The sequence below is a fragment of the Acidocella sp. C78 genome (genome assembly GCF_907164655.1).
In genome coordinates this window covers 258,950-272,371 of the sequence record NZ_CAJQZK010000001.1, presented here as the reverse complement: position 1 = coordinate 272,371, position 13,422 = coordinate 258,950, and the positions used below count along the sequence as shown (strand labels likewise).

Below are 13,422 nucleotides of genomic sequence, written 5' to 3'. Positions count from 1 at the left end.
CCGACAGTCAGGATAAAAAGCGGCCTTGGAGCCCCGGAGCACTTTCCGATCCATCCGGATCGGATGTTGTGCTCTACCGTGAAAATGCCCCGAACTATCCCAGACAGCCGGCATTCCCTGCGTGATCGGTATCCGACGAATCGGAGGCCGCTCTATCACGCAGTGCCGCCCACCGTCAGCCCGCCCATCAGGATGCTCGGCTGCCCCACGCCCACCGGCACGCCCTGCCCGTTCTTGCCGCAGGTGCCGATGCCGGGATCGAGTTCGAGGTCATTGCCGATCATCTCCACCCGGGTCAGCGCGTCCGGCCCGTTGCCGATCAGCGTCGCCCCCTTCACCGGCGCGCCAACCTTGCCATCCTCGATCAGATAGGCTTCCGAGGCGGTGAACACGAACTTGCCCGAGGTGATGTCCACCTGCCCGCCACCGAAATTCGCCGCATAGATGCCGCGCTTGACCGAGCGGATCATGTCCTCCCGGCTCGCCTCGCCCTCCAGCATGATGGTGTTGGTCATCCGCGGCATCGGCAGATGCGCGTAGGACTGCCGCCGCCCGTTGCCGGTGGGCGCCATGCCCATCAGCCGCGCGTTCTGCCGGTCCTGCATATAGCCGGTCAGGATGCCGTCCTCGATCAGCACGGTGCGCCCGCTCGGCGTTCCCTCGTCATCCACGCTGAGCGAGCCGCGCCGGTCGGGGATGGTGCCGTCATCGACCACGGTCACCCCCTTCGAGCCGACTCGCTTGCCCATCAGCCCGGCGAAGGCCGAGGTCTTCTTGCGGTTGAAATCACCCTCCAGCCCATGCCCGATCGCCTCGTGGAGCAGAATGCCCGGCCAGCCCGCGCCCAGCACCACCGGCATCTCGCCCGCCGGCGCCGGCACGCTCTCGAGATTCAGCGCCGCCTTGCGGATCGATTCGTCCACCGCCGCCCGCCAGAAGGCCGGCGCCGTCACGCCCTCATAGGTCGCGCGCCCGCCGGCCCCATGGCCGCCCGATTCGCGCCGCCCGTCCTGCTCCATCACCACGGAGACATGCAGCACCACCAGCGGCCGCACATCGGCGACCCGCACCCCGTCCGCCCGCACGATCTCGACCACCTGCCACTCGCCGGCCAGGCTCGCCATCACCTGCACCACGCGCGGGTCGGCGCCGCGGGCATAGGCGTCGATCTCGCCGAGCAGCGCCGCCCGCGCCGCGAAGGGCATCTCCGCCAGCGGATTGTGGCCGGTATAGAGCCGGCGCGTCGCCGCCGCTGGGGCCACCGCCACCGTCCCGGCATCGCCCTGCCGCGCCGCGCGCAGCGTCTCCACCGCGCGCGCCAGGGCGGCGTCGGAAATCTCCCCGGCATGGGCATAGACCGCCGCCTCGCCGGTCACCGCGCGCAGGCCGAAGCCACGCCGGCTGTCGAAATTCGCGTTGCGGATCCGCCCGTCATCCAGGCTGACCACCTCGGATTCGCGATATTCCAGGAACAGCTCGCCATCATCGGCGGCCTCCAGCACGGGGGCGATGGCCCGCCGCGCCTCGATCACGTCGAGCCCGTCATTGCCATGGAACAGCCGGTCGGCGGTGGCGAGCATGTCTTGCATCGTGTCGGACATCATTCAGCGGCCTTCATTTCATAGGCGGGAAGCGGCACCGCCGCCGTCGCACCGCGCAGCGCGTGGCGGCAGGCGATGCAGGCGGCGAGCAGCAGCACGGCGTTCAGCTCGTGCACATAGCCGAGTTCGGCCATGCCCGAGACCAGCGTGCTCATGCCGAGAATATATTGGAGCGAAACCAGCCCGGCCAAGAGCAGGAACAGGTCGCGCGCCTTCGCCCCTACCGGCGCGCGCAGCCCCATCGCCGCGGCAATCACGACGACGATCGCCGTCACCGTCGCCATCACCCGGTGATCGAACTGCACCGTCGCCTTGTTGGCGAGGAAATTGAGCCACAGCGGATGCAGCGCCAGCGCGTGCGGCGGCAGCGCGTGCCCGTCCATCAGCGGGAACGTGTTATACACCTTGAGCGCCCCGCTCGCCGCCACCAGCGCGCCGAGCCCGATCGTGGCGATGATCAGCCCGATCGAGACGCTCAGCAGCCCGCGCAACCGCGCGAGGCCCGGCAACGGCGCCGGCTCGGGGTTGCGCAGCGTCAGCGCGGTCCACAGCATGGCGGTAAAGATCAGCATCGCCAGCACGAAATGCGGCCCGAGATAGAGCGGCGAAGGCTGGAGAACACTGCCCGTCACGCCCTGATAGGTCATGTACCAGCCCATCGTCGCCTCGCCGGCGCCGAGCCCGAACAGCACCAGCAGCCAGGCTGTCAGCCGGTTCGAGATCCGCCCCCCCAGCCGGAAGACCGCCAGCGGCACCAGAAACACCACCGCCATCAGCCGCCCCCAGTCGCGGTCGAAAAACATCGGCAGATAGAGCGACTGGAACTGAACCAGCGTCATTTTCGGCTGCATCGCCCGATACTGCGCCGTCGCCTTGTAGAGGCCGAAGGCGCGCTCCCAGGCGGCATGGGTCAGCGGCGGGATGATGCCGGTGAAGGGCTGCCAGGTCTGGATCACGAACCCCGCGCCGATCGTCCGCGCATGGCCGCCGCCCACCACCATGCCGAAGATCATGAAGCAGATGACGAGCAGCCAGGTGCCGACCAGCCGGTCCCCCCGCGCCGCCGCCCCGCTCATGCCGGCCGCCCGCGCAGCTCGAACCAGGCCCACACCGCGGCCGCCAGCAGCAGCACCGCGTTGAGCTGGTGCACGATGCCGATATCCAGAATCTTGGAAACGAGCGTGGTCACGCCGAGAATATACTGCACGATCAGCAGCGCGCCCATCACCAGGAACGCATCGCGCGCCCGCGCTGGCAGATCGGCGCGAATCGCCGCCACCACCGCCGCCAGCACGCCCACCGCCGCCACCGTGCCGAGCAGCCGGTGGTTGAACTGCGTCGCCGCCTTGTTAAGGAAGAAATTCGTCCAGAACGGGTGCAGCGCCGCGTAATCCGGCGGCACCCAGCGCCCCTGCATCAGCGGGAAGGTGTTGTCGATCGTGTAGGCATGGGTGCCCGAAAGGAACGTCCCCGCCACGATGGCGATCGAGATCAGCACGATCGAGCCCATCGCCATCCGCCGCGCCCCCGCATACCGCGCCGCCTCCGCCGGCGGCAGCCGCGCCTCGGCGGGCTTCAGCACGGTCAGCGCCGTGGCGAACACGGCGATCGCGAGCAGGGTCGCGAAACAGTAATGCACCGAGAGGCGGAACACCGAAACCTCGGTCAGCCCCGGCTGGAAGCCGGAGGCGACCATCCACCAGCCGATCAGCCCCTGCACCCCGCCGAGGACGAACAGCGTCACCAGCCAGGGCCGCAGCCGCCGCTCGATCCGCCCGGTCCAGAGGAACCAGGCCAGCGGCACGCCGAAGTCGAAACCCAGCAGCCGCCCCCACATCCGGTGGATCCATTCCGGCCAGAAGATCGCCTTGAACCCGGCGAGGTCCATGCCGCGATTGAGGTCCTTGTATTGCGGGATCGTCTTGTAAAGGGCGAACATCCGCTCCCATGCCGCATGGGTCAGCGGCGGGATCACGCCGGAGACCGGCTGCCACGTCATGATCGACAGGCCGGCATTCATGTTCTGCACATAGGCGCCGATCCCGAACATCTCGACGATCAGCGCGAAGCTGACGAACAGCCAGATCGCCACCATCCGCCGGCTTTCCGGGCTTGCCGCCCGCGCCGCGCGTATGACCGACCGACCGGCAAAACCCGCCACCGATTGCGATGCCATCAGACCATTTCCCGCATCTGTCCGTTACCAGACGCGGATTTGCACCTGAAAACCGGCTTGTAAACCCGCATCTCGCGGTGATCTGCCCTTTCGTTCAATCTTGACCTCGCGCCGCGGTTGCGCCATGTCTGCCCTGTAGCGGGACAGACACGCCCGCCGCCTCAGGCTCGTCACCGAGCATTTTCCATCATACTCCGAATCGGCCCGTCCCTTTTTCGCCACGGGCTCCTCACCTCGCGGAATTTCCATGAAGCTCGCCGAACTCAAGGCCAAATCCCCGACCGACCTGCTCAGCCTCGCCGAAGAGCTGCAGGTCGAGAACGCGTCGTCGCTGCGCAAGCAGGACATGATGTTCGCCATTCTCAAGGCCTATGCCGAGAACGACCAGGCGATTCATGGCGACGGCACGCTGGAAACCCTGCCCGACGGGTTCGGCTTCCTGCGCAGCCCGCAGAGCAACTACCTCCCCGGCCCGGATGACATCTACGTCTCTCCCGCGCAGATCCGCCGCTTTGGCCTGCGCACCGGCGACACCGTCGCCGGCGAAATCCGCGCGCCCAAGGAAGGCGAGCGCTATTTCTCGCTGCAGAAGGTCGACACGATCAATTTCGAGGCGCCGGACGCGGTGCGCCATCGCATCAATTTCGACAACCTCACCCCGCTCTACCCCAACAAGCGGCTGCAAATGGAGATCGAGGACGCGCCACCGCCGCCCAAGGGCCAACAGAAGGACTACACCGCCCGGGTGATGGATCTCATTGCCCCGATCGGCAAGGGCCAGCGCGCCCTCATCGTCGCCCCGCCGCGCACCGGCAAGACGGTGATGCTGCAGAGCATCGCCACCTCGATCTCGGCCAACCACCCCGAGGCCTTCCTCATCGTGCTGCTGATCGACGAGCGCCCCGAGGAAGTGACCGACATGGCCCGTACCGTGAAGGGCGAGGTCGTCGCCTCCACCTTCGACGAACCGGCCACCCGCCACGTCCAGGTCACCGAGATGGTGCTGGAAAAGGCCAAACGCCTCGTCGAGCACAAGCGCGACGTCATCATTCTTCTCGACTCGATCACTCGCCTCGCCCGCGCCTACAACGCCGTCGTTCCCTCCTCGGGCAAGGTGCTGACCGGCGGTGTCGACGCCAACGCGCTGCAGAAGCCGAAGCGCTTCTTCGGCGCCGCGCGCAATATCGAGGAAGGCGGCTCACTGACCATCATCGCCACCGCGCTGATCGACACCGGCAGCCGCATGGACGAGGTGATCTTCGAGGAGTTCAAGGGCACCGGCAATTCCGAACTCATCCTCGACCGCAAGCTTTCCGACAAGCGCACTTTCCCGGCCATCGACATCACCAAGTCGGGCACCCGCAAGGAGGAATTGCTGGTCGAGCGCGCCACCCTGTCGAAAATGTGGGTCCTGCGCCGCATCCTCAACCCGATGGGTCCGGGCGAGGCGATGGACTTCCTGCTCGACAAGCTCAAATACAGCAAGACCAACAACGACTTCTTCGAGGCGATGAACACCTGACCATGTCGTCCTACGCGCTGCCGCTGGCCGAACTCGCACTCGCCAATTTCATCGGCATCATCAGCCCCGGCCCGGCCTTCCTGCTGGTCAGCCGGGCGGCGGCGGGGCGCGGCAGGGCGGTCGGTTTCGGTCTCAGCCTTGGCGTCGCCATCGCCGCCACCACCTGGGCCGCCGCCGCCTGCTTCGGCGTTTCCATCATCATGGCCCGCTTCGCCACGCTCTACGAGGCGATCCAGATCGCGGGCGGCGTCTATCTGGTCTGGATCGGTGTCAGCGCCTGGCGCGCCAGGCCGCATGAAATCGACGTCGCCGGACCCGCTGGCAGCGTCGGCTTCCTGCGCGCCGTAGCCTCCGGCGCCGCGCTCAATCTCGGCAACCCGAAGATCGTGATCTTCTTCACCAGCATCTTCGTGGCCCTGCTCCCCGCCCATATCCCGCTCTGGCTGACCTTCGCCGCCATCGCGGTCGTCGGCCTGCAGGAAGCCGCCTGGTATTGCCTCGTCACCCTGCTGTTTTCGCGTGCGCGCATCCAGCGCGCCTATCGCCGCGCCGGCCTCTGGATCGAGCGGACCGTCGGCACGCTGCTGATCGCGATCGGCGCCCGCATCCTCGGCGCGGCGGTGTAATCCGCGCGCCGAAACGTTTTGCAATCAGCCGACCGCCCCTATATCCCGACCAATATCCAGACGGAGACATTCATATGCCCGACGCCAGCCAGCCCACGGATTACAAGGTCCGCGACATCACCCTCGCCGACTGGGGCCGCAAGGAAATCTCGATGGCCGAAACCGAGATGCCGGGCCTGATGGCGCTGCGCGCGGAATTCGGCGCCTCCAAGCCGCTGAAGGGTGCGCGCATCGCCGGCTGCCTGCACATGACGATCCAGACCGCGGTGCTGATCGAGACGCTGATCGAGCTCGGCGCCACAATCCGCTGGTCGTCCTGCAACATCTTCTCGACCCAGGACCACGCCGCCGCCGGTGTCGCTGCGGCCGGCGTGCCGGTCTTCGCCTGGAAGGGCATGAACGAGGACGAGTTCTGGTGGTGCATCGAGCAGACGGTGCGCGGCCCGGACGGCTGGACGCCGAACATGATCCTCGATGACGGCGGCGACCTCACCAAGCTGATGCACGACAAATACCCCGAAATGCTCGCCGACATCCGCGGCATTTCCGAGGAAACCACCACCGGCGTGCACCGCCTGCGCGAAATGGCGCGCGACGGCTCGCTGCTCTGCCCCGCCATCAACGTGAACGACAGCGTCACCAAGTCGAAATTCGACAATCTCTATGGCTGCCGCGAAAGCTTGGTCGACGGCATCCGCCGCGGGACCGACGTGATGATGGCCGGCAAGGTCGCCGTCGTCGCCGGCTTCGGCGATGTGGGCAAGGGCTCGGCCGCCAGCCTGCGCAACGCCGGCTGCCGCGTGATGGTCACCGAAATCGACCCGATCTGCGCGCTCCAGGCGGCGATGGAAGGCTACGAGGTCGTCACCATGGACGACGCCGCCCCGAAGGGCGACATCTTCGTCACCGCCACCGGCAATATCGACGTCATCACCGCCGACCACATGCGGGCGATGAAGCATCGCGCCATCATCTGCAACATCGGCCATTTCGACTCCGAAATCCAGATCGAGAGCCTGCGCAACTACAAGTGGGAAAACGTGAAACCGCAGGTCGACGAGGTCGTCTTTCCCGACGGCAAGCGCCTGATCGTCCTCTCCGAGGGCCGCCTGGTCAATCTCGGCAACGCCACGGGTCACCCCTCCTTCGTCATGTCGGCGAGCTTCACCAACCAGGTCCTCGCCCAGATCGAGCTGTGGAACGCGCCTTCCGGCCGCTACGAGCGGAAGGTCTATGTCCTGCCCAAGCATCTCGACGAGAAGGTCGCCGCCCTGCATCTCGCCAAGGTCGGCGCCAGGCTGACGAAGCTGAGCAAGGCCCAGGCGGAGTATATCGGCGTCGAGACCGCCGGTCCCTTCAAGCACGACGACTACCGCTACTGAGGAGGCGACGATGGGCAGCTTCCTCGCGGTCATGGCGCTCGCCGCCCTGTTCGGCGGCATGCTGTTCTTCGGCGCGGTGATGACGCCGCTGGTCTTCTCGAAACTGCCGCCGGACGTGGCCGGCCCGTTCATCCGGGCCGCCTTTCCGCGCTACTACCTGTTCATGACGGTCACCTCGGCGCTCGCCGCCATGGGCCTGCTGATCCGCGGCAATCCGTGGTACGCGCTGCTCGCGGTGATCGTCACCGGCGTCACCCTCTGGCTTTGGCTCGAATGGATGCCGCATCTCAACGCCGTGCGCGACGCCGGCAACCAGGTGGATTTCCAGCGCGGCCACCGGCTCTCGGTCTGGGTCAACGCTGTCCAGTTCTTGATCGTCTTCGTTTTGCTGGCCAGCCTTGCTGTCTGATTTTATTAAATAGCAAAGACTTGTGAGCGGTTTCTGATCACCCGTATCAGCAACCGCTCACATCCCGCATGAGTCGAGCCTGATCACCCGCACCATCGCGCCTTCCGGCTCGGCCGGCGCATCCGGCGCGCGCAGCAGCAGCGCATCGGCCTTTGCCAGCCGGCCCAGCATCGCCGAATCCTGCACCGGGAACGGCGTCACGCTCCAGCCCCCCGCCGCATCCCGCGCCAGCGTCGCCCGCAGATGATCGGCCCGGTGATCATTCGCCGCCAGCGCCACGGTGCAGCGCGCGGCTTCGGTCGGTGGCGCCTCGTCCGCCCGCCCGGTCAGCCGCGCGATCGCCGGGCCGAGGAACAGCACCGCGCAGACCAGTGCCGAGACCGGATTGCCCGGCAGCCCCACCACCGGCACGCTGCCCAGCATCCCCGCCATCAGCGGCTTGCCCGGCCGCATCGCGATCTTCCAGAAATCGACGTCGAGCCCAAGCTCGGCCAGCCCCGCCTGCACCAGGTCATGCGCGCCGACGCTCGCCCCCCCGGTCGTCACCAGCAGGTCGGCCCGCGCCGCCGCCGCCGCCGCCGCGCCGATCGCGGCGCGGTCGTCCGGCGCCACCGGCAAAATCACCGCCTCGCCGCCCACCGCGCGGATATAGGCCGCGAGCGCGTGCGAATTGGAACTGACGAACCCGCCCGGCGGAATCGGCTCCCCCGGCATGGCGATCTCGTCGCCGGTCGCCAGCACCGCGACCACCGGCCGCCGCCGCACCGCGAGCCAGGGATGGTTCGCCGCCGCCGCCAGCCCGATATCCCGCGCGCCCAGCACCCGCCCCGCCGCCAGCAGCATCTCGCCGGCGGCGAAATCCTGCCCTGCCCGGCGAATATGCCGCCCCGGCCGCGCCGCCTCGTGCAGCGTCACCGAGGCGTCGTCATGCGCGGTATCTTCCTGGATGACGATCGCGTCCGCTCCCGCCGGCACCACGCTGCCGGTGAACAGCCGCACCGCCTCGCCCGGCCCCACCGTGCCCGCGAACGGGTGCCCCGCCGGCGCCGCGCCAATCACCCGCAGCCGCGCCCCGGCCTGGCCGTCGGCGGCGCGCAGCGCGAACCCGTCCATCGCCGAAACGTCATGCGGCGGCTGGGTCAGCCGTGCGACCACCGGCTCGGCCAGCACCCGCCCCGCGGCCGCCGCCAGCGGCACGATTTCCGCGCCGGTCGGCGCCATCAGCGCCAGTATCCGCGCCCGTGCAGCCTCGACGCTGATCATCGCTCACTCCTGCCAGAAAACGCCCGATTTCCCGCCGGACTTGCGGATCACCCGCAACCCTTCGACCCGCATCTCCCGCTCCGCCGCCTTCAGCATGTCATACACCGTCAGCGCCGCGACCGAGGCGGCGGTCAGCGCCTCCATCTCCACCCCGGTCGGCCCGGTGGTCTTCACCGTCGCCGCGATGCGGATGCCCGGCAGCGCCTCATCCGGCTCCAACTCCACCGTTACCCCGGCAATCGCCAGCGGGTGGCAGAGCGGGATCAGATCGGAGGTCCGCTTCGCCGCCATGATCCCGGCAATCCGCGCCGTCGCCAGCACATCGCCCTTCTTCGCCGTGCCCCCGGTCACCAGCGCCAGCGTCTCCGCCCGCATCGTGACATGGCAGGCGGCGGTGGCTTCCCGCGCCGTCTCGGCCTTGCCCGAAACATCGACCATCCGCGCCGCCCCCCGCTCGTCGATATGGGTGAGGCTCATGCCCCGAGCCCGAGCAGCCGGCGGGTCGCGGCGACGATGTCGTCCTGCCGCATCAGGCTCTCGCCGACCAGGATGCCCTGCACCCCCACCGCCTTCAGCCTGGTGATGTCGGCATAGTCGCGGATGCCGCTTTCCGCGACCACGAACCGCTCCGGCGGAATCTGCCCCGCCAGCCGCTCCGAGACCGCAATATCGGTCTGCATCGTCTTGAGGTTGCGGTTGTTTATGCCGATCAGCCGGGCCTGTAGCCCCAGCGCGCGATCAAGCTCCGCCTCGTCATGCACCTCGACCAGCACGCTCATGTCGAGCGCGCTCGCCAGCTCCTCGAAGGCGCGCGCCTGCTCGTCGCCCAGCGCCGCCATGATCAGCAGGATGCAGTCCGCCCCCATCGCGCGGCTTTCATAGATCTGCCACTCGTCGAGGATGAAATCCTTGCGCAGCACCGGCAGGTCCACCGCCTCGCGCGCCGCCTGCAGATGCGCCGTCTCGCCCTGGAAATATTTCCGGTCGGTCAGCACCGAAAGACACACCGCCCCGCCCTCCTGATAGGCGCGGGCGATCGCCGCCGGGTCGAAATCGGCGCGGATCAGCCCGGCCGAGGGCGACGCCTTCTTGATCTCGGCGATCAGCCCGGTCCGCCCCGAGGCGGCGGCATCCATCAGCGCCCGGGCGAAGCCGCGCGGCGGCGGCGTGTCCTTCGCCCGCGCCCGCATCTCCTCAAGCCCGGTCTCCGCCTTCGCCGCCTCGACCTCGGCCCGCTTGTCGGCGCAGATCGTCTTCAGCACATCCTGTTCGATCGCATCGTTCATTGGATCACGCCATTTCCCGGGTTGTTGCCACGGCCGCGGCGGCACTGGCCCGTCGCAGCCGCTCCAGCGCCGCCGCCGCGGCACCGTCATCGATCGCGCGGGCCGCCAGCGCCGCGCCCTCGCGCAGGGTTTCCGCCCGTCCCGCCACCATCAGCGCCGCCGCCGCGTTCAGCAGCACGGCGTCGCGATAGGCGCCGGGCGCGCCGGCGAGCAGGTCGCGCAGCGCCGCGGCGTTGTGCGCGGCATCCCCCCCGATGATCGCCTCCAGCGGCGCGCGGGCAAGCCCGGCATCCTCCGGGCTCACATTCATCTCGACGATCCGCCCGCCCTCGAGCGAGACGACATGGCTCTCCCCGGCGATGGTCAGCTCGTCCAGGCCCTGGCCATGCACCACCATCGCCCGCTCGGTGCCGAGCCCGGCCAGCGTCTCCGCCATCGGCCGCGCCCAGGCAGGATCGAACACACCCACCAATTGCCGCTTCACCGAGGCCGGGTTGGCGAGCGGCCCGAGCAGGTTGAAGATCGTGCGGGTGCCGAGCGCGATCCGCGCCGCCGCGGCATGACGCAGCCCCGCATGGTGGCGCGGCGCGTAGAGGAACACGCAGCCCGCCTCGCGCAGAATCGCCGCCAGCCGCTCGAATTCAGGCTCCACGGGCACGCCGAGCGCGGTCAGCACATCCGCCGCCCCGGCGCGCGAGGAGAGCGCGCGGTTGCCGTGCTTGGCCACCGGCACGCCGGCACCGGCGAGCACGAAGGTCACCGCGGTCGAGATGTTGAGCGTGCCCGCGCCGTCGCCGCCGGTGCCGCAGACATCGATCGCTCCCGGCGGTGCGGCGATCGGCCGCATCCGCGCGCGCATCGCCCGCACCGCGCCGGTCAGCTCCGCCACCGTCTCGCGCCGCACCCGCATCGCCATCAGCATCCCGGCGATCTGCGCGTCATTCGCCTTGCCGTCGATCACGGCGCCGAACGCCGCCTCGGCCAGTTCCTCGGACATCGTCTCCCCCCGCCCCAGCCGGTCGAGCACCGGCTTGAGATCGGCGAGGATCTCGCCCGCCCCCTGGTTCCGCCCGCGGGCGATGCCGAGGAAGTTGCGCAGCAGCGTGTGCCCGTGGGCGGTCGCGATGCTCTCCGGGTGGAACTGCACGCCAAAAATCGGCAAGTCGCGGTGCCGCAACCCCATGATCAGCCCGTCCTCGGTGAAGGCGGTGGGGATCAGCGTCTCCGGCAGGCTCTCGCGCTCGACGATCAGCGAGTGGTAACGCGTCGCCTCGAACGGGTCGGGCAGCGTCTCGAACACGTCCGACCCCTGATGCCGGATCGGCGAGATCTTGCCATGCATCGGCACCGGCGCGCGCATCACCCGCCCGCCGAAGGCCTGGCCGATCGCCTGATGCCCGAGGCAGACGCCGAGAATCGGCACCTTGCCCGCCGCCGCCGCGATCAGGTCGAGGCAGATCCCCGCCTCGTTCGGCGTGCACGGCCCGGGCGAGAGCACGATCGCCTCCGGCCGCATCGCCATCGCCTCATCGACGCTGATCCGGTCGTTGCGGTGCACCGCGCATTCCGCCCCGAGATCGCCGAAGAACTGGACGAGGTTGAAGGTGAAACTGTCGTAATTGTCGATCAGCAGGATCATCGCGCCGGCGCCTCGTTGGGGGTGACGTACTGGCCGGCATCCTCTGCGGCGCGAAACAGCGCGCGCGCCTTGGCGTGGCTCTCGGCAAGCTCGGCATCGGGGTCGGAATCGGCGACGATGCCGACCCCGGCCTGGACATAAAGCCGCCCGTCCTTGATCAGCGCGGTACGCAGCGCGATGCAGGTATCCATCGTGCCATTGGCGGCGAAATAGCCGATGCACCCGCCATAGAGCCCGCGCCGGCTCGGCTCGAACTCCTCGATGATCTCCATCGCCCGCACCTTCGGCGCGCCCGAGAGCGTGCCCGCCGGGAAGCCGGCGATCAGCGCGTCCAGCGCGTCCGCCTCGGGCCGGATGCGGCCCTCGACATTCGAGGAGATGTGCATCACGTGCGAGAACCGCTCGATCACGAAGCTCTCGGTCACGTTGACCGAGCCGATCTCGGCGACGCGACCGACATCGTTGCGCGCGAGGTCGAGCAGCATCAGGTGCTCGGCGCGCTCCTTCGGGTCCTCCAGCAGCTCGGTCTCCAGCGCCTCGTCCTCGGCGCGCGTCGCCCCGCGCCGGCGCGTGCCGGCGAGCGGGCGGATCGTCACCGTGCCGTCGCGCAGCCGCACCAGGATCTCAGGGCTGGAGCCGACCGCCTGATAGGCGCCGAAATCGAGGAAGAACAGGAAGGGTGCGGGGTTGATCCGTCGCAGCGAGCGATAGAGCGCGAAGGGCGGGAGCGTGAATTCCTGCTCGAAGCGCTGGCTCGCCACCACCTGGAACACGTCGCCGGCGGCGATGTAGTCCTTGCCCCGCAGCACCATCGCGCGGAACGCGTCCTCGCTCATGTTCGAGGTCGCCGGCCCGGCCGGCGCGGCATGGCCCGGCAGCGCCGGCGTCGGCCGGTCAAGGGCCGCCATCGCCGCCTCGATCCGCCCGGTCGCCATGCTCCAGGCATCCGCCGCCGAACCCCCCGCGCGCGGCCAGACCGGTGCGGCCAGCGTGATCTCGTCGCGCACCGAATCGAAAATCGCGAACACCCCGGGCCGCATCAGCACGGCATCGGGAATCCCGAGCACGTCCGGCTTGTCCGCCGGCAGCGCCTCCATCAGCCGCACCATGTCATAGCCGAGATAGCCGACCAGTCCGCCGGTCATTGGCGGCAGGTGGTCCGGCAGGTCGAGCGTCGTCGCCGCGATCAGGTCGCGCAAGCTCTCGAAGGCCGGGCGCGGATCGGCGGTGTAGCCCTCGGCGTCCGCCGCCGGGTCGCGGTTCACGCTCACCTGGCCGCGGTCGCACCGCCAGATCAGGTCGGGGGCGAAGCCGATCACCGAATAGCGCCCGCGCGCCGCCCCGCCCTCGACGCTTTCCAGCAGGAAGGAATGCGCCGTGCCATGGGCGAGCTTGAGGAAGGCGGCGACCGGCGTGATCAGGTCGGCGGCGAGCAGTCGCCAGGCCAGCGCGCCCCGCCCGGCATCGTAGGCGGCGCGGAAACGGGCGTGCTGGTCGGTCTCGGATGTCATCTCGCGG

General features: G+C 68.9%; 12 protein-coding genes. 4 read left to right on the top strand and 8 right to left on the bottom strand.

The window, feature by feature from the left end; genetic code table 11:
* Positions 1-155: 155 nt before the first annotated feature.
* Genes tldD through ACIDOCELLA78_RS98160 form a run of 3 tightly spaced genes read right to left on the bottom strand, consistent with a single transcriptional unit; the run spans position 156 to position 3,777 of the window.
* Positions 156-1,604: a metalloprotease TldD gene (gene tldD, locus ACIDOCELLA78_RS98170; protein ID WP_201727577.1), complete on the bottom strand. Its 1,449-nt coding sequence runs from the start codon at positions 1,602-1,604 to the stop codon at positions 156-158.
* Positions 1,601-2,677, bottom strand: coding sequence for a COX15/CtaA family protein (locus ACIDOCELLA78_RS98165; RefSeq protein ID WP_201727576.1), 1,077 nt, complete (start codon positions 2,675-2,677; stop codon positions 1,601-1,603). Before ACIDOCELLA78_RS98165 ends, tldD begins: the two co-directional genes overlap by 4 nt.
* Positions 2,674-3,777: a COX15/CtaA family protein gene (locus ACIDOCELLA78_RS98160; protein ID WP_201727575.1), complete on the bottom strand. Its 1,104-nt coding sequence runs from the start codon at positions 3,775-3,777 to the stop codon at positions 2,674-2,676. The genes ACIDOCELLA78_RS98165 and ACIDOCELLA78_RS98160 overlap by 4 nt, the downstream gene beginning before the upstream one ends.
* 247 nt (positions 3,778-4,024) lie before the next feature.
* Here ACIDOCELLA78_RS98160 and rho point away from each other — a divergent pair, with 247 nt between their 5' ends.
* The 4 genes from rho to ACIDOCELLA78_RS98140 all read left to right on the top strand — a co-directional run bounded on the left by rho (position 4,025) and on the right by ACIDOCELLA78_RS98140 (position 7,716).
* Positions 4,025-5,299 carry a transcription termination factor Rho gene (gene rho, locus ACIDOCELLA78_RS98155; protein ID WP_201727574.1) on the top strand — a complete coding sequence of 425 codons (1,275 nt, stop codon included), beginning with the start codon at positions 4,025-4,027 and terminating at the stop codon, positions 5,297-5,299.
* 2 nt (positions 5,300-5,301) lie between these two features.
* Positions 5,302-5,925, top strand: a complete 624-nt coding sequence (locus tag ACIDOCELLA78_RS98150) for a LysE family translocator (protein ID WP_201727573.1) — start codon at positions 5,302-5,304, stop codon at positions 5,923-5,925.
* 74 nt (positions 5,926-5,999) lie between these two features.
* Entirely contained in the window at positions 6,000-7,307 is a 1,308-nt protein-coding gene (gene ahcY, locus ACIDOCELLA78_RS98145; protein ID WP_201727572.1) for an adenosylhomocysteinase, read from the top strand.
* Between the two features lie 10 nt (positions 7,308-7,317).
* On the top strand, positions 7,318-7,716 hold the full coding sequence (locus ACIDOCELLA78_RS98140) for a DUF4149 domain-containing protein (RefSeq protein WP_201727571.1): 399 nt from the start codon (positions 7,318-7,320) through the stop codon (positions 7,714-7,716).
* A gap of 57 nt (positions 7,717-7,773) precedes the next feature.
* Here the strand turns inward: ACIDOCELLA78_RS98140 and glp are convergent, their stop codons facing one another.
* The 5 genes from glp to trpE are packed head-to-tail and all read right to left on the bottom strand — an operon-like array spanning position 7,774 to position 13,415.
* On the bottom strand, positions 7,774-8,979 hold the full coding sequence (gene glp, locus ACIDOCELLA78_RS98135; protein WP_201727570.1) for a gephyrin-like molybdotransferase Glp: 1,206 nt from the start codon (positions 8,977-8,979) through the stop codon (positions 7,774-7,776).
* 3 nt (positions 8,980-8,982) lie between these two features.
* Positions 8,983-9,456, bottom strand: coding sequence for a cyclic pyranopterin monophosphate synthase MoaC (gene moaC / locus ACIDOCELLA78_RS98130; protein ID WP_201727569.1), 474 nt, complete (start codon positions 9,454-9,456; stop codon positions 8,983-8,985).
* Positions 9,453-10,265, bottom strand: a complete 813-nt coding sequence (gene trpC, locus ACIDOCELLA78_RS98125; RefSeq protein ID WP_201727568.1) for an indole-3-glycerol phosphate synthase TrpC — start codon at positions 10,263-10,265, stop codon at positions 9,453-9,455. The genes moaC and trpC overlap by 4 nt, the downstream gene beginning before the upstream one ends.
* A 4-nt stretch (positions 10,266-10,269) precedes the next feature.
* The gene (locus ACIDOCELLA78_RS98120; protein WP_201727567.1) at positions 10,270-11,904 is read right to left on the bottom strand and encodes a bifunctional anthranilate synthase component II/anthranilate phosphoribosyltransferase; all 1,635 of its coding nucleotides are present in this window, start codon (positions 11,902-11,904) and stop codon (positions 10,270-10,272) included.
* Complete coding sequence (trpE, locus tag ACIDOCELLA78_RS98115) at positions 11,901-13,415, bottom strand: anthranilate synthase component I (RefSeq protein ID WP_201727566.1); 1,515 nt, start codon at positions 13,413-13,415, stop codon at positions 11,901-11,903. Before trpE ends, ACIDOCELLA78_RS98120 begins: the two co-directional genes overlap by 4 nt.
* Positions 13,416-13,422: the final 7 nt, after the last annotated feature.